Raw genomic sequence first — 22,660 nt, forward strand, 5'->3', positions numbered from 1 at the left:
TATCTGTGTTACATGATAGTTTAATTGTATTTAAAAAGCAATTCATCTATCAAAAGTTCTTCTCCATCAGTCAAAAGCTTCTTCAAATCTAACAAGGTAATTATTTGATTGTCTATCTCTCCAATACCACTTACAAAATAATCTGAATATTCAAGAGTAACCCTTGGTGGAGGTGATATCTGATTTTCTTCTAAATCTATTATCTCCTCAACTTTATCAACCATAAATCCCACTACTAAATTTTCCAATCCGGCTATTACTATATATACATAATCAGTAGTATTTAAATTATTTTTCCTCAGTCTCAAATGCATATCTATTATCGGGATAATTTTTCCCCTCAAATTTATTATTCCTTTTGAATAGGTTGGAAGTTCTGGAATAAATATGATTTCCTGATTCCCAACAATTTCTATGACTTTTTCAAGTTCAATACCAAAGTTCTGTTCATCCATTTTAAATTTTAGGTACTTAATCCCCTCATCTACTAACTCATAACCTAAATATGGGTCATCTGGAAATCTCATTTAATACCTCCCCCTTAAATATCTTCTAAATAAAAATAATCTATATTTTCTTCTTTCCTTTATTTATTGAGTCTACAATTAAATCGCCTGTCTCAGTATAAAAGCGTATTGTTCTTCCATAATTCATTCCTGTATCTTCTGCTATTATTGGAATTTTTAAGCTTAAAAGAGTTTTTTTTACTGCTTCAACATTCCTATACCCTATGCTTGCAATTGATGAATTACTATTTCCTAAAAACATCTGGGCTCCTCCAGCTATTTTTGCTTTTATATATGTCCTATTTGCACCTATATGCTCCATAGACTTAATAAGTTCCTTTATTCCTGTGTCAGCAAATTTATATTTATTTTCAATGTGAATAGCATCTTTACTATATGGCAACATAACATGTAACATTCCACCAATTCCTGCTGTTTTATCTATTAAACATACTCCTACACAAGAACCAAGTGCATAAGTAACCAAAACATTTGGTTTATACACTATTTTCATGTCTGCAATATTTACTACTATCTCTCTACTCATACTGATAATCCCAATCTTACTAATATGTCTTTAAGCGAGTCCATTTCTGGAATCATCAATATGTGGCTAATAAAATAATTATCGCTATTTTTAAATTTATTTTCTATAAATAAAATTTTGTCCCCAACATCAGAAAATCTTATCATAGGAACATTCAACACAGCTCCGACCATATCAATACACATATCTGGAACCGAAATACTTATGTTCATGTTTAGCATAGATGCAATAGCATTTACATAAGAACTTGCCATAATATTTCCTATTTCTTTGATTGCAGAAATTTCAATACCTGTAATTTCGTCTAAGAAAGCTTCATCTTTATTAAAAAGAGAATTAAGCATAAGTTTAGTGATTGATTCATCCAACAAAAACATAAACATCCCATTAATATCGCCTTTCATATCAAGTAGAATACATACAACCTTGTTTTCTGGACCTCCAAGTAAATTTGTAGCTTCATTATATTCAAGTATCTTGACCATGGGTATTAATACTTCTATCTTACTATTTATCATGGATGCAAGTGCAGTAATTGCATTCCCAGAGCCTATATTACCAATTTCTCTAAGAGCATCTATATGAATATTATCAAGTTGTGAATAATTTATAATATAAACCCCTCCCTCTATTGTTACATTTATGTATTTTTACTATATAAAGGTGTATTTACAGCCTTTATTTTAAGGCATTATTTACAACTTTAAACAATGTTTCTGTTTTAAATGGTTTTACTATAAAATCTAGTGCTCCAAGCTTTATAGCTTCCACAATCATATTTTCTTGCCCTATTGCAGAACACATCACCACTTTAGCATTTGAATCCAACATTTTTATTTCCTTTAATACCTCTAGACCATCTTTTTTAGGCATTGTAATATCAAGTAATGTCAAATCAGGCATTTCATCTTTAAACATATTATAAGCTTCTTCTCCATCACTTGCTTCTACTAAATTCTCGTAGCCACTTTTACTCAGAGCTTCTTTAATCATCATTCTCATAAAAATAGCATCATCTACTATTAAAATTTTATTTTCCATAAAACTAACTCCTCCATACTTGTAACAATAAATGCTATTATTTTTCAGTCATTGTTTATACTTACTGACTATTTTCCCTACATAATAAATACATTTCATCTATAAATAAAAGTACATATTCATGCTATACTATATTCAACTTTATTAATACAGTTTATAAATTAAAAAACTTATATATCTATTGTAATATATGTTTTGCATTTTGACGAGTTATTAAAAACATAATCACATAAAAACGTAAAAAACACAAAAACGTAAAAAGTTGTCAAAAACCAATTATATAGATATATAATAAATTGAAAATATTTATATAATATACATCTATTATCGGCTGAACTATAATTAAATTTATATCCTATTATTAATTAATAAATTCTTACATATTGCTAAAGGAAGATTTAAATTATGAACAAAATATTGATTATAAACGATTATAGATAATTTTGTGAACTATTCAAAAATTGTATACTTAAAGAAATCACAATATTATCACTTTTAAAGATAAAATAAAAATTGGGAGTGTATAGTACACTCCCTCATGATTATCAACTTGTTTATTCCTATAATACTCCTGTTATAGTGAATTTTGCATATTTACCACCTGGTATAACTTTGCTTATAACAAACTCTCCACAAATATCTTTTTCATTAAATTCACTTAAGTTGTTGTCCTTATCATCTTCACTATTTACTTCACAACATGCTACAAAGTTATATGGATTTGTAAAATCACCTTGATAGTCTGTATATAAACCTATTGTTTTATCATTTTTTTTACCTTTTATAGCATTATAGATACCCTTCCCCATAAAGCTTTTCCATAATTCACCTATGTCTTTTACTGCTTGTCCGTTGTTATTTGTAGTTTCTTTTGATACACCCACAACTATTTTTTCACTTATATGTACTATTTCATAATCCATACTTTATACCTCACTTTAGCTTTATTGATTGCTTTTGATTATCTGTTTCTTTAATTTAATTATAATTTATAAAATACGACATCTATATGTCATATATTTTAATATAATTAAATTTAGTAATAGTAACTTATAAGGAATACATCTTAAGCATCTCTTTCAATCTATTTATAACATTATCTCTAATGAATTTAGGTTCAAGTACTTCAACACTATCTCCAAAAGATAAGATATATCCATAAATCCACTCTCCAATTGGGAATTCTGCAATTACATCATATGTATTATCTTCATTTTTAGTTATTAAATCATTGTTAAAATCATCAAAAACTCTATAGAGAATCTTTTCCTTAAATCTTAGCCTCAGAGTTACTGTATCTTCTTTAATTATTTTAGAGTCATCTAAGTATGCCTCTTCAATTATCTTTCTTGAAAATATGTCTTCTTTTACTACTAAGTTTTTCATTCTACTGATTCTAAATATTCTAAAATCGTCCTTTAATTTGCAAAACCCATACAAGTACCAAGTCTTACTTTTATACATTAGCTTCATCGGTTCAACAGTCCTATTTGTCTGACTTGAAAAACTATTTACATAATCAAAATTTATAGTATTGCGTCTTAAAATAGCATTTTTTATTTTTGTAAATTTATCATCCTCATTAAAATTACTTCCCCATTCAGTAAAATCTATTTCAATCCAGTTTGCAAAATTACTTTCTCCAAATATTGAGCCAATTTTATCTACTACTGAATTTATTTCTGGATACTTTGTTGCTTGTAATGTTTGAAGTGCTATTATTAAACTCTCCTTATCTTCCTTTGACAATATAGTTTTGTCTATAGAATATTCTTCTATTAAAGATATTCCTCCTCCTTTGCCTTTAGTCATATATACTGGTACTCCTGACATAGACAGAGTTTCTATATCTCTATATATAGTTCTTGTAGAAACTTCAAACCTCTCAGCCAATGCTTTAGCAGTAACTAATTTTTTATTTAATAGTATTACTATTATTTCTGTTAATCTATTTATTTTCATCTATTATCACCTACTAAGATTATTATATTTATCTTTATTTTCTATAATTATATTATTTATTTTAAAGCTTTTTATATTTTATTCATACAATATTTAAGTAAATTTTTAATAAATAAATTTATATGTTAATATTTTGAAGTTATGTAATATTTTACATATTTTTTCGTTGACAATGTTAAATTTTTGATTTATCCTTAATTAAGGACATATTATTGACAGTTCTTAAACTTATTTGAAAAACAATTTTACTATATAATTTTATGTAATTTAGGAAAACGTATTATATTCAAGAAAACGTATTTTCTATTTCAAATTCAAATAAGTACAATATTTATTTTTTTAGGGAGGCAATCATGGAAATTAATAAAAAACACTTTATTCAAGTCTTTTTAACTTGCTTAATCTTAGTAGTAGTATGTGAATTTATAGGACAAAGAACATTAGCTATTGGCTCAGCTTCTATAATACTATTTCCAATGCTTTATGCAGTTATAATCGGACTTATAATAACACCTGACTTATTAGGAAAAAAAATTAAAGCACTTAAAAAAGTTATTGGAGAAAAAGAAATCAATATTGCTGGTGAAGTTGTTGGAATTGCGCTAGTAATGCTTGGTATAAAATATGGGACTACAGTTGGCCCAAACATCGATAAGATAATTCAAGCTGGACCTGCATTTCTTGCTCAAGAATTTGGTCACATACTTGCACCAATAGTTGCATTACCTCTTGCATTAATATTTGGTATGAAAAGAGAAGCTGTTGGAGCTACTGCAAGTATAAGCCGTGAACCCTCTTTAGGAGTTATATCTGAAAAATATGGGATAAATTCTCCAGAAGGTAGTGGCGTGCTTGGTACATATTTAATGGGTACAGTTCTTGGTACTATATATTTTAGCGTATTAGGCTCAGTCTCAATTTATAGTGGCCTTCATCCATATGCTTTAGGAATGGCTTGTGGTGTTGGTAGTGGAAGTATGATGACTGCTGCCGCTGGCTCACTTTCTACCATGGTACCTCCAGAAATGGCAGATACAATACTTGCCTATGCAGCAACAAGTAATATGATGTCTAGTATAACAGGAATTATATTCTTGGTCTTTGTATCTTTACCATTTACTAATTTTATGTACAAAATTTTAGAACCTAAATTTTCAAGAAGTAAAAAAACTGACGAAACAAAAACTACAAAAGGAGAGTGCTAATAAATGTTTGCTAATTTAGATTTAAAGAAAAGTTCATATCAATTATTGGTTATGTCTATTATTGGAGTTATAATTCTTATAGGACAAAGAATTAGTGTTGGTACATCTATAGTAACAGCTTTTCCTGGAATGGTAATGTTAATATTAGCTGCTATGGCTGCTATGATTATAAAGGATTTATTTCCTAAATCAATATTTCCTGCTTTTGGATTTGCAACTATAATAGGTCTTTTACTTAGTATGCCATATAGCCCAACATCTGAAGTATTCTTAACTAACACTAATAATATTAATTTTATGGCTATAACAACTCCTCTATTAGCTTTTGCAGGAATTTCTGTTGGAAACAAAATAGAAGCTTTAAAGGAAATGTCATGGAAAATAGTTATAATATCACTTGTTGTCTTTACAACTATATTCTTTGCATGTGCAAGTATAGCTCATATAGTTTTAAGTATTCAAGGTAAAATATAGGAGGAACTTATTATGAATAAAGAACAATTAAAATCTCTAGTAATAAAGACTATCGATGAAAATAAAGAAAAAATATTAGAAATAGGTCATGGAATCTACAAAAACCCAGAATATGGATATAAAGAGTATAAAACTACAGAAGCTGTTTCAAACTTTTTTGAACAAGAACTAAACTTATCTGTCGAAAAAAATATAGCTGTTACAGGATGTAAGGCAGATGCAAATTCTAGTAAAGAAGGTCCTCATATATCTATACTTGGAGAATTAGATGGTATATCATGCAAAGAACACAAAGATTCTAATGAAATAGGTGCATCTCATACTTGTGGACATAACATACAAATAGCTGGAATGTTAGGTGCAGCTATTGGTTTAGTAAAAAGTGGGGTTTTAGAACATTTAGATGGTAAAATATCATTTATGGCTACTCCTGCTGAAGAATTTATTGAATTGGAATACAGGGAACAATTGAAAAAAGAAGGAAAAATAACTTACTTTGGTGGAAAACAAGAACTAATAAAAAGAGGTTACTTTGATGATATAGACATATCTATGATGTTTCACTCTTCAGATTTAGGAGAAGATAAGGCTCTAGTTGGTCCTGAAAGTAATGGCTTTGTCGGCAAAAAAGTTAAATTTATAGGAAAAGAATCTCATGCTGGTTCTGCTCCACATGATGGAATAAATGCTTTAAATGCAGCAATGCTTGCTATAAATAATGTAAATGCACTTAGAGAGACTTTTAAAGAATCTGAAAGAGTTAGATTCCATCCTATCATCACAAAAGGTGGAGATATAGTAAATGTTGTTCCTGCTGATGTTCATATGGAATCATATGTAAGAGCTAGAACTATAAACGGCATGATAGATGCTAATAAAAGAATAAATAAAGCATTGATGGCTGGTGGAATGGCGGTTGGAGCTGATGTTGAAATAACTGAAATTCCTGGGTATCTACCAATATTAAGATACAAAAACCTTGATAACTTATTTAAAAATAACCTTGAAGATTTAGGTTTAAAAGGAAAAATTATTGATGGTGGAGATTTCACTGGTTCATTTGATTTTGGAGATGTATCTCATATAATGCCTACCCTTCACCCTATGATTGGTGGTGTAAAAGGTGCTCTTCATACAAGAGATTTTGAAATAATTGATGAAGACTTAGCTTACATAGTACCTGCTAAGGCTATGGCACTTACAGTTATAGACCTTCTTTTTGATAATGCTAAAGAGACTAAAGGTATATTAGATGCCTTTACACCAGTTATGACTAAAGAAGAATACTTAACATTCTTAGAAAAACACGACAAAACTTTATAGGTCTATTAAGTATTCTTTTTATAATACAAAGGTGGTATATGCTTTAAAAGCTATACCATCTTTTCTTTTCCTTCGTAAAGTCCTCAATATTTATTTAGAAAAAATATAACAAATATATTCATCCTCATGTATAGTAATAGCATACATTAGTAGTTAGAGATAGCATTTACAAATACTGTATATTTCTTATAAAAAAATATTAGCTAACTCTCAATTATTAGGGTACGAAAGAAGGTGAGTTGAAATGATGACATTAAAACAAGTTTCTTCATTAACTGGTGTCAGTATACGTACTCTACAGTTTTATGACGAAGTTGGTTTATTTAAACCTACAAAAATAACTACTGATGGATTACGATTATACGATGATAACGCATTAGAAGTTCTACAAAAAGTTACATTTTTTAAAGAACTTGATTTCACATTAAAAGAAATTGAAGCAATCATGGAAAATCCTCAATTTGATTGTCTAACTGCATTTAAAAATCAAAGAGAACTAATCCAAATAAAGCGAGATAGATTAAATGCTCTATTAGAATTACTTAATAAACTTATAAAAGTAGATAAATGTGTGGATTTTAAAGATTTTAATATGAGTGAGTATTTTCATATTTTAACTGAGTTCAAAGAATCTCACACTGATGAGATTGTCGCACAAACTGAAAGCATTGAAGATTTTGATAAAATAACTTCAGAAATCAAATCATATGAAAATGAAATAGCAAATATGGCAATTAAGCAGTTTGGAAGTCTTGAAAAATACACAAAGGCTATGGAAAATAACTTTCAAAATTTTTTATCTAACAGTACTACTATTTCTCAATCAGAAGTACTTAACCTTATTAAAAAAGGTGATGATATTACAAGAAAACTTACAAAAAATCTAAGTAAAGATGTTGCATCTTTAGATGTCCAAGAATTAGTTAAAGAACTGATTTCTTTTACTAATAAAATTAATAATGGAATAGATATGGGAGATAATTATTGGCCTATTATGTCTGAAAATTATATATCAAACCCTGTATTTATTGAGGTTAACGATAATAAATATGGAGATGGAGCATCAAAATTTATTGGTCTTGCTTTAAAAGCATACCTTGAAAAATAAAAACTTGATATTACAGTTAGCACTTTATACTATAAATTTGCAAAAAATAGCATTGGTAAACATAATAGATATTTACTGATGCTACTTATTGTAATATTTACAAGGTTACCATTTTTGTAGAAAGCATACAATATTTAGAACGTTGAATTTGAACAGAGTGGCTTCCTGACTCTAGTTATAAATATGTAGAAAATATTTCAGATATAGAAGTTTACTTAAATTCATACCTACAAAATGCAGAACATGAAGTCTGGCTTCCAGTTACAAAAAAATCAGAAAAGAAAAATGGCAGTTTCAAAATTCCAGCTGAAACTACCGTTTTTCTTTTTAAAAATTATATATTACATATACATAAAAATCATGATAAAATATTAAATCAGTTTATTCGATAACACCCTTTTCCTGCTTCCTTTGCTGCATAAAGAGCTTCATCTGCCTTACTATATAAATCTTCAAAATTAGCAATGTTTTTATCACAAATTGAACATCCTAAACTAATATGAAATACATAATCATTTTGTGATAAATCTTCCATATTATCTAATGCATCAAATAATTTCTCAAAGCGTATTTTACAATTCTCCTCATTCTTTAAATCCTTAGCATAGATGGCAAATTCATCACCACCTAATCTTAAAACTACACTATCATAGAAAATATTCTTTATATTATCAGCTACAGCTTGTAAATAACGGTCACCTACAATATGACCATAGGAATCATTGATATATTTAAAATCATCTATATCGATAAGAATAAAAGCTCCATACTTTTTTTCGTCCATAAGATGTTCAATCATTTCAACGCCAGCACCTCGATTATATATACCTGTCAATAAATCAATTTCTGATTTAGTTCTATATTTAATGTAGTTTTCTACACTTTCGATACGGTCATTCAGAATAAAAAAGTTAACACCCACAGATAAAAAATAAAAAGTAACTAAATCAACTAAATCCGCCATAAACATATTTATATCCTTTGCTATAAAGCAACAAATACCATAGATTATAGCAGTTCCTGTTATGTAGAGAGTAATTCTCCACGGTTTATCCAATATGAATAGAGGAAGTACACATATAAAGACCATAATTGTGATTGATGGTTCTGTTTTATCTAGAAAAGTTCCCATCAAAATACCCATTATCATAACTGGAGTTAATGCCAAATAAAAGATAAGCGTTATATGCTGAAAGTGTTTTTTTAAGTAAAATTTAGAAATAATATAAAGAATAAAAAAGTATCCAAGTATAATAAAAAACTCTATATTAAAAGTAACAACTTCTGATAAAATCAATCCAAATACAAACACCATAGCTGAAATAGTGAGTCCTAATAATGACAAACCGCAGAAACATCTATAATTTCTCAATCTAATTTCAGATTTATACAAATTCATCTTCTTTGCTTTAAAATTCTTTAATATTATTTCTAACATCCTACCTCCCTTGTACATTCCACACTCTTGTTCATGAATTATTTTAATACTTCTATAGTTCAACTACTGTTGATACACTTATAAATGAACTCTCACATTATTTATTAATTTAAAGAGTGATTTAACTATCATATAGAGCTATTATTCATATTTTTTCATTTTTCTATTAAAATTAACCCAATGATTTCCAATTATATAAATTGATTATATTTCCAATATATTTTTTATAAAAATATAATAATATTACTATCTAGTTTACAAAAACATATAAATAACTTAATATTTTTAATTTTATTTTAATATTTCTTTACTTATTATTAGAATATATTATATCATTCTCATATACAAAAGTCATTAAAAAGAGCTCCTACATAGGTTATATCCATCATAATATAAACTTGTGTATTTTACTATTTCTCTACGATTCTTTCATCTTTTTATATTTTTCATATGACCTTATGACAATTTATCCTCTTACATATTATTTTTTAATTCTAACCTAAATACTCCACTTGAGTTGTTATTTAGTTGTTATAAAGTTTTGTATTTTATTAATTTATTCTTTTACTAACTTAATATTCCACTAGATTTTTATAAAGTTTTGTTTTAAAATTAATTTTAAAGTATATATATAATACAAATAACTTAGATATAATTCGTCATTAATCTACTTAAAGCATATTTAATTAACATCACTCATCCAGAAAATTCAGAAAATTACATTGACATAGGAAAAAGTTTATTTTATACTTTTTTTAGGACACATTGTGGACACGTCTTAAATTGACAGTCATAATTTATATTATAAATTTGACCACAATACTTATTTTCAATATTATATTTTAAAAACATAGGGAGGATATTATGAATGATAACGTAGTTAAAAAGAAGAACTTTTTTGACAGAACATTAAACAGAATAGAAATTGTTGGTAATAAGCTACCAGACCCAGTTACAATATTTCTAGGATTATGTGTACTTTTACTTATACTATCTAGCATAATCGGTTCTATGGGTATATCAGTAGTTCATCCTGGTACTGGTGAAACTATAACTGCTGTAAATTTATTAACTGTAGAACAACTTCAGATTTTATTAGGAAATATTGTTAGTAATTTTCAAGGCTTTGCACCTTTAGGACTAGTTTTAGTTACTATGATAGGCGCTGGTGTTTGTGATAAGACTGGACTTATGACAGCAACAATAAAGGCATCAGTAAGCAAAATTCCTGAAACAAAAGTAACTCTTGTTGTAATGACTATAGGTATGCTTGCAAATATTGCATCAGATGCAGGTACAATACTATTCCCACCATTGGCTGCACTTGTATATCTTGGTGTTGGAAGACATCCACTTATAGGTTTATTTTCTGGATATGCCGCAGTCTGTCTAGGATTTGCAGCAAACATCATGATAAGTGTTAACGATATACTTGCTGCAAGCTTTACAGTACCAGCAGCTCAGATGATTGATTCTGGATTTGAGGCTAATGCAACAATGAACTTATTTTTTATGATAGCATCAACTTTTGTATTAATATTGTTAGCAACTTGGGTAACAGAAAAAATTGTAGCTCCTAGATTTGGTAAATACGAAGGAAATGCAGAGTTAGATGTTGATGGTAGCCTTAGTGATGTAGAAAAAAAAGGGCTTAAAAAAGCTGGTATAAGTATATTAATATATGCAGCAATTATGATAGCACTTAGCGTAATTGGTCAAAAACCATTCTTAGCAGACCCAGAAACAGGAGATTTATTATCAAATAATGCTCCTCTTATGAAAGGTATGGTACCTATAATAGCTTTAGCCTTTTTTATACCTGGTGTTGTATATGGAAAAACTATAGGTAAAATAAAAAAGGATAAAGATGTTGTCTCTATAATGGCTGGTGCAATGAGTGATATGGGTGGATATATAATACTAGCATTTGCTGCTTCACAGTTTTTGCAATTATTTACAAATAGTAATTTAGGTTTGATACTCGCTGTAAAAGGTGGAGAGTTTTTGAAATCAGCAGGAATAAATGGTCCTTTATTATTGATAGGATTTATTATATTATCATGCTTTATAAATTTATTTATAGGAAGTGCATCTGCAAAGTGGGCTATACTTGCACCAATATTCGTACCAATGTTTATGATGGTCGGATACAATCCAGCACTTACACAAATGGCTTATCGTATAGGTGACTGTATAACAAATCCACTTAGCCCCTTATTCCCATACTTCCCTATTATACTAGCATTTACAAGAAAGTATGATAAGGATGCGGGTATGGGTACTGTAATAGCTAATATGCTACCATACTCTATATCATTCTTGATAGTATGGACCATACTATTGATACTATTTATGGTGTTTAATATTCCATTAGGGCCTGGAATATTCCCTTCTTATAGTATGTAATTTATTTAAATTTTTCTAAAAGGAGAAATGATTTATGTTAAGTAAAAATAGACTTATAGATAACTTTATGGATATGGTTAGGATTGACAGTCCATCTAATCAAGAATTAGAAATGTCCAAGTGGATAGTAAACTATCTAAAAGAAAGAAATATAGACGCTATTATAGATGATGCTGGTGAAAAATATGGTGGTAATACGGGAAATGTTATCGCATATATAAAAGGAGAAGAAGGAAGTAGACCTCTTTGTTTATGTGCTCATATGGACCAAGTTCAACCTTGTTTAGGTGTAAATCCAATACTAGATGGTAATGTAGTTAGAAGTGATGGAACTACTACACTTGGTGCAGATGACAAAGCTGGTATAGCTGCTATCCTAGAAGCTCTAGAACATGTTATTACAGAAAAAATACCACATAGAGATATATATCTATGTTTTACAATTTGTGAAGAAGCTGGTATGCATGGTGTTAAAAACTTTAACCCTGATAACTTACCTTGCAAGGATATGGTGATTTTAGATTCTGGTGGAGCTATTGGTTCTATAGCATATAAGGCTCCTGCACAAGAATCTATAAAAATATCTTTTGATGGTAAAAAAGCACATGCTGGTATAGAACCTGAAAAAGGTATAAATGCTATATTTGTTGCCTCTCATGCTATAAGTAATATGCATATAGGTAGAATAGATTCTCTGACAACTTCAAATATAGGTAAAATAGAAGGTGGTGGAGCTACAAATATAGTAACTGATAAGGTTACATTGACTGCTGAAATCAGGTCTCATGTCCCTGAAACTTTAGAATATGAACTTAATCATATGAAAAAATGTTGTTCAGATGCTGCATCTAAATTTAATACTACTTACACTTTTGAACATAATATGTCTTATCCAAGTTTTGAACTTAGTAGAGACAGTCATGTTTTTAAATTAAGTGAGGAAGCAATAAGACAAGTTGGTGTTGTTCCAAATCCAATGATAATTGGTGGTGGTAGTGATGCAAATATACTAGCTAATCTTGGATATAATTGTGCTATATTAAGTTTAGGGATGTATGACGTACACACAGTTAATGAATATGTAAATATAGATGAATTATATGATACTGCTAAAATAGTTTATCATATGATTAAGTTAAATGATGAATTGTAAAAAATTAATGATAAATTAGAGTACTATCACTAATATAAATACTTTTATACAATACTACTCTTTAACTCTCATAATTAAAAACCTATGTATTTTCAACTCTATAAGTACTATTTTAAAAAGTTGATTTACATAGGTTTTAGTATTTTATATGACACTTCATACAATCTTATATAATATTTTAAAACAATATCTCAGTAATATTCTTTGGTCTACCTCCACCAATACTAGTTTCTTTAGCACATATTCTCCCTAGATTTGCACTTACTATTTTATTCAGTATACGCCTTGCACTTCTTTCACTTACATTTAGATATTCTGCCAATTCTTTTGAATCGTAAATCTTGCTTTTTCTATTTTCACTTATAGCTATAATTTTTGCTACTGATTCGCAACTCATTCCAGTTTTTTTAGATATTTCTATTACTTTTTCATCAGACAATACTAAGGAGTAATTTAATTCATTTTCTGAGGCTAAAGGACCTCTTATATTTTCATCTTCATCTACTAAATATATACCAATTTCTTTTGAATCTATTGAATGTCTCAATGCTTTATGTGCATTATTTTCAGCTTGATATGCAGTTACTCCAGTCCCAATACCTATACTAAGAGAAAATCCCATGTCTTTTATATCTCTTTTTAACTTAAATAATTTATCATAATTGTACTCATTATCAGCTACACCTTTATGAACAAATACCACATAATCATTTCTTCCAAACGAAAATAAAGAACCTTGAATACTTCTTGCATAGTTTACTACAAGCTTATCCATATCTGATTTTTTTATCATATCAGAATAATAGTTTTCTATCTTCTCTTTATAATCTATTAGACTCAATATTTCTACTGCAATTTGAGAAAATCTAGCCTTACTTAGAGCATATTCACTCTTCACTTTCTCATAACTTTCTTTGATTAATTGTATAGTTGCTTGTAGCCGAAATACAGGATAACCTCTTTCCTTTAACTCATTGTACACTGCTCCAAAACCAGTTATCATTATCTCGGTCTTATTTTCTTCAAACAATTGTATATGCCACTTTGCAAGTTCAGATTCTCCTACTTCTAAAGAAAATGGCCTACAAAATATACTTGTAGCTTCAATATCAAACTCTTTAAGTGCATCTTCTACAACATATCTATCAACTACATCTATACTAAATTTATCTAGCTTTATATTTTCGCTCTTTATTGCCCAAAATGCTTTCATTATACTTGTCCCACTTCTTGGAACAAATGAATGTGGTTTACTTATTTCATGTTTAGATTTTATAAACTCATAGACTCCACATCCTGTAAATATAATAGCATCACATTCATCTTCACATTTTGAAATAACTTCTACCGTATCTACTACTTTTTCTCTTACATATATTTTAGTTTCTAAATTGCTATCTATCTGTTTTAAGTCTTCCTTTATCTTAAAGCCAGAGTCTGAAGGACCTATAATACCCACTATCATAAACTTCGCTCCTAATCCATCCATATTGTACTTACTAAAAAATTATAATGTCATTGCTTTTTATTTTTTATTTAATTTATTATCTCACATTCTATATTTACGGTAAAGAAGTTCTATACAAGCGTTTAGAATAAAAATCTTTAAAAATTAAATTTTAAATACTATAAAGCCTGTATATATTTCAACCTTGAATTATTAATTGACTGAATATATACAGACTATCTTACATTTAATTTAGACAACCTATCACAGAATATATTACATTTAAATAAAGTATATTATTTTAAGTAGTTATTAGTTTACTATCTTGATGATTATAAAGTAAACTTTCAAAATCTAGACTTGGAATAGGCTTACAATAGTAATATCCCTGAATTACAACACAATTCAAACTAGCTAAAAATTCTGCTTGCTCTTTTGTTTCTACACCTTCTGCAACTACATCCATTTCTAGGTCCTTAGCCATGGCTATAGTATGCTTTAAAACAATTTTTTCTCTTTCTGTAATTTCTTTTTCATTGAAAAATCCACAATCTATCTTTAATGTATCAATATTTATATTTTTTAGCATATTTAATGAAGAATATGCCGAGCCAAAGTCATCCATATTTAATATAATACCATCTGTTCTAAGCTCTGCTATTATCTTGGCAAATAGCTTTATATTTTTAATAAATAAGCTTTCTGTAAGTTCTAATTCCAAAAATGATTTTGGTATATTATATTTATTTATTAGACCTAAAACAATATATCTAAATTGAGGATTATACAAATGTAATCTTGATACATTTACAGAAATCGGTATTGGCTTCTGACCTAAGTCTATCCATTTTCTTATCAAAGTACATACTTGCTCCCATATATACATGTCTAGTTTAATAATAAACCCATTCTTCTCAAATAGTGATATAAATTTATTTGGAGGTATTATACCTTTTTCTGGATGTATCCATCTAACCAAGGCCTCTGCTCCTACAATTTCATTTATTTCAAGATTATACTTAGGTTGTAAGTATACATGAAACTGTCCATTTTCCAATGCATACTCCATTTCTCTTTCCATCTGTTTTTCTTCAATTGCATCATTCCTCATAGCTTCATCGTAAAACATATGATGACTTATACTTTGCTTCTTTACATTTTTATGTGCATATCCTGCCATTTCACAGGCATTTGTAACTGATATATTATTATCCAAAATCCTATAAATTCCAAAGCATGGTACTAACATATATTCAAATTGCTTTATACTTAAATTTTTTGTAATCTTATAAATTAATTTATCTACCTCTTTATCATGATAACACTCATAAAAAATGCAAAACACATCTGCATACATACGACAACAGATTCCCTTAGAAGTAATATTTTTTTTAATCAGTTCTGCAATATATATTAATGCCCTATCTCCCTCTTGAATACCATAAATATCATTAATTACCTTGAACTTATCTATATCCATCATTATAGCAACATAATGTTTATTAGGATGTTTTTTGAGTAATAAGTTTGCTTGTTGACAGAAGCCTTCGTAATTATATAGCCCTGTCAATATATCTCTTTGCCTTTTACGTATTTGCATAATATGGTCTATATTTTTAATAGAAAGCAAAATATGCGTCTGATTTTCACCAAATTTATTTTTACTGATGACATTTAGGATACACATAGATGCCCAATAGTACCTTTTATCCTCTCCTAAACATCTACATTCAAAACTCAACTTTAAGTCCTCTTGCTTGTTATTTTTTGAATCATCAAGAAACTTTGAATAAAGATTGGAGTAAAATATAGCTCTATCATCAGGATGAACTATATAGTTTCTAATGTATAAAAATGTTTTTTGTATGTTCTCTTTTACAGAAATTTTAAAAATATTGTTTTCTGATTGATAGATTGGAGTAATTAAGTTTTTCTCTAAGCAAATATCTAAGATAATATCATATGTATTATAAACTAATTTTTCATAAGTTTTGGAATATCCATCACTTGTTATACTGTCAAAAGATTCTTTAGTCTCTAAATCTTCATATGTAGATAAAATTCTTTTTTCTGAATCATTTAAATTGCTTATCTCCTCTAATTTATTGGTCCTTAATTTATTTTTTTCATAATATCTTTGCTTATCTTGGTACATTCTCTCGTCAGCAATTTTAGTCAACATATGTATATTTATATTATCTTCACTCCAAGTGCTTCCTATTGCTACACTATATACCCTAGTATCTTTAAACTCCTCACTTAACCAAGTAACCTTTTCTTCAAATAGTTGTTTTGAAATTTCCTCACATAATACAACAAACTCATCTCCACCAATACGATAAATATTATAGGAATGAAAGTATTTTTTTATAATTACACAGGTTGATACAATAGCAGAATCGCCACTAGCATGTCCAAAGTTATCATTGATATCTTTTAATCCATTTATATCTATAAACACAACCCCCATAGATTTAGCTTTATTGCTGTAAAAATTATCTATGTATTTAATATATTTATTTCTATTGTAAACCCCAGTCAAAAAGTCATAATAGCTCATATGATTCAATTTATTTTCTACTTCTCTCTTTTTCATTTCAGTCAATAAAAAATAAGATAGAGAAGTCAAAAGAGATGTGTCCTTAACAGCTCTCTGTGGATTGTCAACTCCAATAAATCCAATAATTTTATCATCTTGCTTTAATGAAGATGCTATTAAACTTTCAATATTTTGAGGTTTTAAAATTTCATACTCAATTGGTTGTGTTTCTTTTAAACTTTCTATATTGTCTACTATTATAAAACCTTTTTCATGAAATAATAAAAACCAATTTTTTAGTGATTCAATATCAATATCTTCAAGGAATTGTTTTTGTCCCTCAACCCCTTGATTACACCATTCATATGTATTATTTATCTTTTTACCATCTGCTGACACTTCAAAAATATATGCTCTATCAGCCTTATGAAATTTCCCAATACTGCCTAATACAAGATTTATAGCATCTGAAAAATTAGTTTCTGTTATAAGATGTTTAATACACCCAACTAGTAATTCTTTTATTTCTAATTTTTCTTCTATCGACTTACTTATATTTTCCTTATCAGTAATATCAAGAGCTATTTCCAGTCGTGCAGCTCTGCCTTCCCACTCAATTAATTTATCTTTTAATATAAAATGTCTGTCTATTTCAGTGTTTGTATTTTCCCATATGTAATATTCATCATCTTTCAAAAAAGAGTTAGTACAAAATTCACAAGGAGAATCTCTTCCTTGTAATGCTTCATAACATTTTCTATGAGAAATATCATCAAGTCCTAATATCCTTTTCCCATTTTTATTAATATATAAAAGTTCATATGTATCCAAGGAGGAAACATATATAATTTCATCTAATTCATCTACTAAGTTTCTCACACTCATTTATGTATAACTCCTTTTATTCAATTTTTTAAATTCTTGAAACTATGTCAAGTTTTGATGTACCTTTGATGATGCTATTGTACTTTTTTATAAAAAAAAAGAATACAATAGCATCATCTTTTTTGACAAATAGAGCTCATTATCATATTACTCATTGAGGCTCTCTAAAACTTAAATTATCATAAATATCTTTTGCTGTACATACTATTTTTTTAATCTTCATATAATTCTTGTTATTCATACCTTAACTTAGTTCTAAGCAAGTTTTACATTATAAAAATTATATTTTATACTCATATCTTCATTCAATATATAGTATAAATATTTACATAACTATTAAATAAATATTTATATTATGAAAAATCAAACTGCTTTACCCATTTAAAAAGACATAAGTTCTCATTGCTAAAAAAGTACATTCTACAATGAATTACAGTGTTGTTATTATAGTTATATTAATAATATCATAAAGACCATTATAAAAAGATAAAAATAGTAACTTTTTTATATTAAAAAATATTTATTAATAAATAAAATATTTTATATATAAAAATTATTTATAAAAAAGAAATATCAAATTAACTAAAGCTCAATTTGAAATATATTTTATTTAAATAAAGATATAGTCTTTATTAAAATATAGTTTTTGTATTAAAAATCGCCATGCAAATATAATATTAATAGGCTGTCTTTCCTCCTACTTATTATAAAATACATGGCTATTTATATTTAGTTAAAATATTACTAGTTTAGATTAACTAATACTTTTAATTTGATACTTATTCATCTGTCATGCGATATCCTACTCCAACTTCAGTTAAAATATACTCTGGTTGAGCAGGATTTTTTTCAATTTTTCGTCTTATACTTGCCATAAAAACTCTAAGGGATTGGTTTTCACTTTCATAGTAATTACCCCATACCTTATCTATTATAAATTTATGTGTTAAAACTCTACCTGAATACTTAGACATTAATTCAACAAGTTTATATTCAATTGGAGTTAAGTGTATCTCCTCACCATTAATAGATACAAGATGCTTTTCATAATCTATCTTTAGATTTTTAACCTCAAAGGTGGTAGGAACGTCATTATTCATCTTACCTTGTTGAACTTTACTTCTAAGGGCCACACGCACTCTAGCCAAAAGTTCTGTTACACTAAAAGGTTTAGTTAAATAATCATCTGCTCCGCCATCTAAAGCCTCAACTTTATCTCTTTCATGCTCCCTTGCTGAAACAACAATTATTTTATTATTTTTAGCACAAGCCCTAACTCTACCTATTACCTCAATTCCATCAATATCTGGTAAACCTAAATCTAAAATTATTAAATCTGGGTCAAGAGAATGTATAAGTGATATAGCTGTACCTCCATTGTCAGTTTCTACACATCTATAGTTTTGAGTTTCTAAAGACACTTTTATAAATTTACAAATTGGTCTATCGTCTTCTACAATTAAAACCAACGGCTTTACTTCCATTCGTCTTTCACCTCCCCTTTATCTAAAGGTATACTGAATCTAAATGTAGCTCCTCCAGAAGGATTATTGAAAGCAATAATTTCTCCACCATGAGCTTGTACTATAGACTTACATATTTCTAAACCAAGACCAATCCCTCTTCTTTCAAGATTTCTTGCTTTATTCTTTGTATAAAATCTATTGAATATATTCTTAATATCTTCACTTGGTATTCCTTTTCCGTTGTCTGCCACTTCAAATAATACATTTTCGGCTTCTTTGCTTACAGTTAATTCTATCTTAGAATTTTTAGGTGTATGTCTTATAGCATTGTCAATTAAGTTTACTAAAACTTGCTCTATCAATAATACATCCACATGAACTATTATTATTTCATCTGGTATATTGGTTTGTATCTCTCTACTATTGGCAAATTTTTTAACTCTTAATATAGATTCCGCAATTATTTCATCTACAACCTCTGGACGTTTTTCAATATCCAATTTTCCTTCATCTATTCTGGTCATGCTAAGTATATTCTCAACAGAGTGTGTTAACCAACTTGTATCTTCATATATATTTTTTAGTAGCTCTACTCTAGTTTCTTTATCTATTATGTCATCATTTTCAAGTATAGTTGAAGAAGAACCTAGTATACTTGTAAGTGGAGTTCTCAAATCATGAGAAATTGATCTAAGTAAGTTTCCTCTTAATCTCTCTCGTTCTGTTTCAAGATTAGCTTTTTTATTCTTTTCAAATAGGTTTTCTCTATCAATTGCTAATGCAACCTGTGTTGAAACTGCTTCTAACAATATCTTTTCATTTTCCGTAATAATATCAATTTTAAAACATGCAATACCTATAACACCAAGAACATTGGATTCTTGACCTTTTATAGGAAAATAGTAAGCACTACTATTTTTACAATATTTTGTTCCAATCCCAACTGGTTCACCTGTTCTAAAAGCCTCTTTTATAGCTTCCTTTTCTAATACTGAGTGGAATATATTCTCACTTCCATCATTATTACAAATATAAATACTTGGCTTACCTAGATTATTATCACCATCTGCAATAGTTACTATAACAGTTCTATTTAACATGTTTACCAAATTAGACCCACAAAATTCAATTATTTGATTTTTATTTTTTGCTTTAAGAAGTGTTTTATTATTTTCATAAAGCAACCTTATCATTTTCTCTCTTTTATGAGAAAGTCTTACTTCTTTTTTTATTCTAGAAGTTAAAGTGCTTGTTATAATTGCTGCCAAAAGCATAATACAAAAGGTCATTGGATAATCTTTTCTATAAGCTATAAAAGTATATAATGGGTGTGTAAAGAAAAAATTAAATGATAGCACTCCTATTACTGAAGAAAGTATTCCAAAAAAATACCCATGTGTTATACTTGTAGCAAATAATACACCTAATATATACACTAAAATAATATTAGATTCATTAAAACCTACTTTTTTAAAAGCTACTGATATTCCAGTAGCAATTATCATAACCAATATAGTTTTTATAAAGTCCTTAATAATTATTTTCTTACTGAGATAGTCATCTTCATCATAATCATACTCTTTTAAGTCTTCATGATGTAGTCGTTCTTTTTTCATTTACTGCAATTCCTCCTTACTGTTACTGTTTAAATTGACTCTAATGTATATAATACAATTTTATCATAATAAATTCAATCAATACATTTAATTAATACCTTCAAATTACTAAAAGGTGCTGTCTTAAAATGAAAATAAATCTCTATTTCAAAACAGCACCTTTATATATTTAAATCACTAATTTAATTTTTACATATTTAAATTGTTAATTTGATTCAATCTAATAAATTATAATATCTTAATATTTGATTTTTAAAACATTCCTATCCAACAAGCATAAATATAAAGTGGGCACATACACCTGCACATAAACCACCTATTGTATGCGAAAGAATCGCTTTACCAGCTAATGGTCTTGCATCTAAAGCATCCATCATACCAATGTGTGTACTTAAATATCCACTCCAACACATACCCATTGCTGTAAATACTGCTATATCATTAGGAGTTACAGCACCTGATTTTATAAATTCTGGCACTAGAGATATTGCTGCCCCAACAGCACCTAATGCAGTTACAGGGAATGCTATTGCTTCTGGTGAAGTAAATCCAAATAATGGTTCTATTATAAAACTGATTTTGTCACCAATAGCAGGTAATAATTTTATACCTTCATATGCAGCTCCTGTGTAAACAGCTTGACCTGTAGCAGGGTCTGTAGATGGTCCAAAAGTTAATAACATAACTAATGTACAAACTACTAAAACTCCTGGTATTATAGCCATACCCATTTCAACACCTAACTTACCACCTTCAAGTATAGCATCCAATCCTCTTTGGAATACATTACCATCTCTTATTTCTCTAAACTCTTCAATCTTTTCACCTTTTCCATTTGCTTGTTTGTCATTATCAATTTTAGGGTCATAATTATAATACTTTTTAGTAAAAGTCAACATAATTCTAACACTAATAATACTACCTATTATTGCTCCAACGTTACCAATTATAGCTGGTAATACATATTCTTTACCTTGAGCTATCATGAAAGTTGTTACAATAAGTCCCATACCAAAAGCTGTTCCTAAGTTACATAAAGCAGGTATTTGGTATTTTTTAAAGTATTGTGTAAATGTTTTGTCTTTAGCGAATGGTATAATAGCTGGGTTATCAGATAAATAAGTTGCCACTACTCCTGCTATACTAGCACCAGGTAACCCCCATATAGGTCTCATAAGGCCCTTAAATATCTTATTTACTAAAGATATTACTCCAAATTCTGAAAGTAATGCACTAAGTGCACCTGCAAGGACTGCCATTGCCATTATCAAAAATACTGTTTCTAGTAAAAGTGCATGTGCTGTACTCATTATTACTTTGAACATCATTCCTGCACCCATGATACTGCCTACATAGCCAAATCCTACCGCCAAAAGTACAATAAATACGAAGGTTTCCATACTTACTGCCTTGACTCTCCTCTTCTCTGACAGCTTCTCCATTGTGAATCTTCCCCCTTTTAATTTAGAATTAAGGTTTCTACATTAATACAAATTTGTTAATACAAAACAAGTTCTAAAACTTACATCTGTGATTCAAGTTGT

Annotated in this window: 18 protein-coding genes and 1 pseudogene; 6 read left to right on the forward strand and 13 right to left on the reverse strand. The window is 28.4% G+C overall.

Translation table 11 applies throughout. The features are described 5' to 3' along the window. Positions 1–20: 20 nt before the first annotated feature. The 7 genes and pseudogenes from IC213_RS16090 to IC213_RS16115 all read right to left on the reverse strand — a co-directional run bounded on the left by IC213_RS16090 (position 21) and on the right by IC213_RS16115 (position 4,056). Positions 21–527, reverse strand: coding sequence for a chemotaxis protein CheW (locus IC213_RS16090; RefSeq protein WP_227483652.1), 507 nt, complete (start codon positions 525–527; stop codon positions 21–23). Positions 528–567: 40 nt separating this feature from the next. After that, a complete protein-coding gene (locus IC213_RS16095) occupies positions 568–1,053 on the reverse strand; it encodes a chemotaxis protein CheD (RefSeq protein ID WP_227433637.1) in 486 nt (161 codons plus the stop codon). Beyond that, positions 1,050–1,538, reverse strand: a complete 489-nt coding sequence (locus IC213_RS16100; protein WP_255619091.1) for a chemotaxis protein CheC — start codon at positions 1,536–1,538, stop codon at positions 1,050–1,052. The genes IC213_RS16095 and IC213_RS16100 overlap by 4 nt, the downstream gene beginning before the upstream one ends. 51 nt (positions 1,539–1,589) lie before the next feature. Further along, a pseudogene (locus IC213_RS21395) lies at positions 1,590–1,697 on the reverse strand (chemotaxis protein CheC); the annotation flags it as partial. Between the two features lie 34 nt (positions 1,698–1,731). Next, a complete protein-coding gene (locus IC213_RS16105) occupies positions 1,732–2,094 on the reverse strand; it encodes a response regulator (protein ID WP_227863275.1) in 363 nt (120 codons plus the stop codon). 560 nt (positions 2,095–2,654) lie between these two features. Then, positions 2,655–3,017 (reverse strand): GyrI-like domain-containing protein, encoded by a 363-nt coding sequence (locus tag IC213_RS16110; RefSeq protein ID WP_227863276.1) that lies wholly within the window; start codon positions 3,015–3,017, stop codon positions 2,655–2,657. Between the two features lie 127 nt (positions 3,018–3,144). Then, complete coding sequence (locus IC213_RS16115; RefSeq protein ID WP_227834805.1) at positions 3,145–4,056, reverse strand: helix-turn-helix transcriptional regulator; 912 nt, start codon at positions 4,054–4,056, stop codon at positions 3,145–3,147. Between the two features lie 353 nt (positions 4,057–4,409). Here IC213_RS16115 and IC213_RS16120 point away from each other — a divergent pair, with 353 nt between their 5' ends. The 4 genes from IC213_RS16120 to IC213_RS16135 all read left to right on the forward strand — a co-directional run bounded on the left by IC213_RS16120 (position 4,410) and on the right by IC213_RS16135 (position 8,166). Then, positions 4,410–5,261 (forward strand): DUF3100 domain-containing protein, encoded by an 852-nt coding sequence (locus IC213_RS16120; protein WP_227863277.1) that lies wholly within the window; start codon positions 4,410–4,412, stop codon positions 5,259–5,261. A 3-nt stretch (positions 5,262–5,264) separates the two neighbouring features. Continuing rightward, the gene (locus IC213_RS16125) at positions 5,265–5,735 is read left to right on the forward strand and encodes a hypothetical protein (RefSeq protein WP_227433642.1); all 471 of its coding nucleotides are present in this window, start codon (positions 5,265–5,267) and stop codon (positions 5,733–5,735) included. A 12-nt stretch (positions 5,736–5,747) separates the two neighbouring features. Next, a complete protein-coding gene (locus IC213_RS16130; protein WP_227433643.1) occupies positions 5,748–7,058 on the forward strand; it encodes a M20 family metallopeptidase in 1,311 nt (436 codons plus the stop codon). Positions 7,059–7,302: 244 nt separating this feature from the next. Then, a complete protein-coding gene (locus tag IC213_RS16135) occupies positions 7,303–8,166 on the forward strand; it encodes a MerR family transcriptional regulator (protein WP_227834806.1) in 864 nt (287 codons plus the stop codon). A 376-nt stretch (positions 8,167–8,542) separates the two neighbouring features. Here IC213_RS16135 and IC213_RS16140 read toward each other — a convergent pair whose 3' ends face one another. Beyond that, complete coding sequence (locus IC213_RS16140; protein WP_227824619.1) at positions 8,543–9,604, reverse strand: GGDEF domain-containing protein; 1,062 nt, start codon at positions 9,602–9,604, stop codon at positions 8,543–8,545. A gap of 864 nt (positions 9,605–10,468) precedes the next feature. On the opposite strand from IC213_RS16140, the gene IC213_RS16145 reads away from it, so the two are divergent. Beyond that, complete coding sequence (locus IC213_RS16145; RefSeq protein ID WP_227433646.1) at positions 10,469–12,010, forward strand: AbgT family transporter; 1,542 nt, start codon at positions 10,469–10,471, stop codon at positions 12,008–12,010. A 34-nt stretch (positions 12,011–12,044) separates the two neighbouring features. Then, positions 12,045–13,163 carry a M20/M25/M40 family metallo-hydrolase gene (locus IC213_RS16150; RefSeq protein ID WP_227824617.1) on the forward strand — a complete coding sequence of 373 codons (1,119 nt, stop codon included), beginning with the start codon at positions 12,045–12,047 and terminating at the stop codon, positions 13,161–13,163. Positions 13,164–13,341: 178 nt separating this feature from the next. Here IC213_RS16150 and IC213_RS16155 read toward each other — a convergent pair whose 3' ends face one another. The 5 genes from IC213_RS16155 to IC213_RS16175 form a co-directional block, all read right to left on the reverse strand. Continuing rightward, positions 13,342–14,652 (reverse strand): transcriptional regulator, encoded by a 1,311-nt coding sequence (locus tag IC213_RS16155; RefSeq protein WP_227860738.1) that lies wholly within the window; start codon positions 14,650–14,652, stop codon positions 13,342–13,344. A gap of 259 nt (positions 14,653–14,911) precedes the next feature. After that, the gene (locus IC213_RS16160) at positions 14,912–18,034 is read right to left on the reverse strand and encodes a bifunctional diguanylate cyclase/phosphodiesterase (RefSeq protein ID WP_227855835.1); all 3,123 of its coding nucleotides are present in this window, start codon (positions 18,032–18,034) and stop codon (positions 14,912–14,914) included. A gap of 779 nt (positions 18,035–18,813) precedes the next feature. Beyond that, entirely contained in the window at positions 18,814–19,518 is a 705-nt protein-coding gene (locus IC213_RS16165; RefSeq protein ID WP_227863278.1) for a response regulator transcription factor, read from the reverse strand. Continuing rightward, on the reverse strand, positions 19,509–21,116 hold the full coding sequence (locus IC213_RS16170; RefSeq protein WP_227433651.1) for an ATP-binding protein: 1,608 nt from the start codon (positions 21,114–21,116) through the stop codon (positions 19,509–19,511). The genes IC213_RS16165 and IC213_RS16170 overlap by 10 nt, the downstream gene beginning before the upstream one ends. Positions 21,117–21,379: 263 nt before the next feature. Further along, on the reverse strand, positions 21,380–22,558 hold the full coding sequence (locus tag IC213_RS16175) for a hypothetical protein (RefSeq protein ID WP_227433652.1): 1,179 nt from the start codon (positions 22,556–22,558) through the stop codon (positions 21,380–21,382). Positions 22,559–22,660 lie beyond the last annotated feature (102 nt).

Origin of the sequence: Clostridioides sp. ES-S-0049-02, from assembly GCF_020658465.1 — a bacterium.
In the GTDB taxonomy this organism is placed as follows: domain Bacteria; phylum Bacillota; class Clostridia; order Peptostreptococcales; family Peptostreptococcaceae; genus Clostridioides.

What these genes read in the sequence shown, in the direction of transcription:
- IC213_RS16110 (WP_227863276.1), bottom strand. Translation starts at nt 3,017, where the DNA reads ATGGATTATGAAATAGTACATATAAGTGAAAAAATAGTTGTGGGTGTA.
- IC213_RS16140 (WP_227824619.1), bottom strand. Translation starts at nt 9,604, where the DNA reads ATGTTAGAAATAATATTAAAGAATTTTAAAGCAAAGAAGATGAATTTG.
- IC213_RS16120 (WP_227863277.1), top strand. Translation starts at nt 4,410, where the DNA reads ATGGAAATTAATAAAAAACACTTTATTCAAGTCTTTTTAACTTGCTTA.
- IC213_RS16160 (WP_227855835.1), bottom strand. Translation starts at nt 18,034, where the DNA reads ATGAGTGTGAGAAACTTAGTAGATGAATTAGATGAAATTATATATGTT.
- IC213_RS16100 (WP_255619091.1), bottom strand. Translation starts at nt 1,538, where the DNA reads ATGGTCAAGATACTTGAATATAATGAAGCTACAAATTTACTTGGAGGT.
- IC213_RS16165 (WP_227863278.1), bottom strand. Translation starts at nt 19,518, where the DNA reads ATGGAAGTAAAGCCGTTGGTTTTAATTGTAGAAGACGATAGACCAATT.
- IC213_RS16150 (WP_227824617.1), top strand. Translation starts at nt 12,045, where the DNA reads ATGTTAAGTAAAAATAGACTTATAGATAACTTTATGGATATGGTTAGG.
- IC213_RS16125 (WP_227433642.1), top strand. Translation starts at nt 5,265, where the DNA reads ATGTTTGCTAATTTAGATTTAAAGAAAAGTTCATATCAATTATTGGTT.
- IC213_RS16105 (WP_227863275.1), bottom strand. Translation starts at nt 2,094, where the DNA reads ATGGAAAATAAAATTTTAATAGTAGATGATGCTATTTTTATGAGAATG.
- IC213_RS16090 (WP_227483652.1), bottom strand. Translation starts at nt 527, where the DNA reads ATGAGATTTCCAGATGACCCATATTTAGGTTATGAGTTAGTAGATGAG.
- IC213_RS16095 (WP_227433637.1), bottom strand. Translation starts at nt 1,053, where the DNA reads ATGAGTAGAGAGATAGTAGTAAATATTGCAGACATGAAAATAGTGTAT.
- IC213_RS16130 (WP_227433643.1), top strand. Translation starts at nt 5,748, where the DNA reads ATGAATAAAGAACAATTAAAATCTCTAGTAATAAAGACTATCGATGAA.
- IC213_RS16145 (WP_227433646.1), top strand. Translation starts at nt 10,469, where the DNA reads ATGAATGATAACGTAGTTAAAAAGAAGAACTTTTTTGACAGAACATTA.
- IC213_RS16170 (WP_227433651.1), bottom strand. Translation starts at nt 21,116, where the DNA reads ATGAAAAAAGAACGACTACATCATGAAGACTTAAAAGAGTATGATTAT.
- IC213_RS16155 (WP_227860738.1), bottom strand. Translation starts at nt 14,652, where the DNA reads ATGGATGGATTAGGAGCGAAGTTTATGATAGTGGGTATTATAGGTCCT.
- IC213_RS16175 (WP_227433652.1), bottom strand. Translation starts at nt 22,558, where the DNA reads ATGGAGAAGCTGTCAGAGAAGAGGAGAGTCAAGGCAGTAAGTATGGAA.
- IC213_RS16115 (WP_227834805.1), bottom strand. Translation starts at nt 4,056, where the DNA reads ATGAAAATAAATAGATTAACAGAAATAATAGTAATACTATTAAATAAA.
- IC213_RS16135 (WP_227834806.1), top strand. Translation starts at nt 7,303, where the DNA reads ATGATGACATTAAAACAAGTTTCTTCATTAACTGGTGTCAGTATACGT.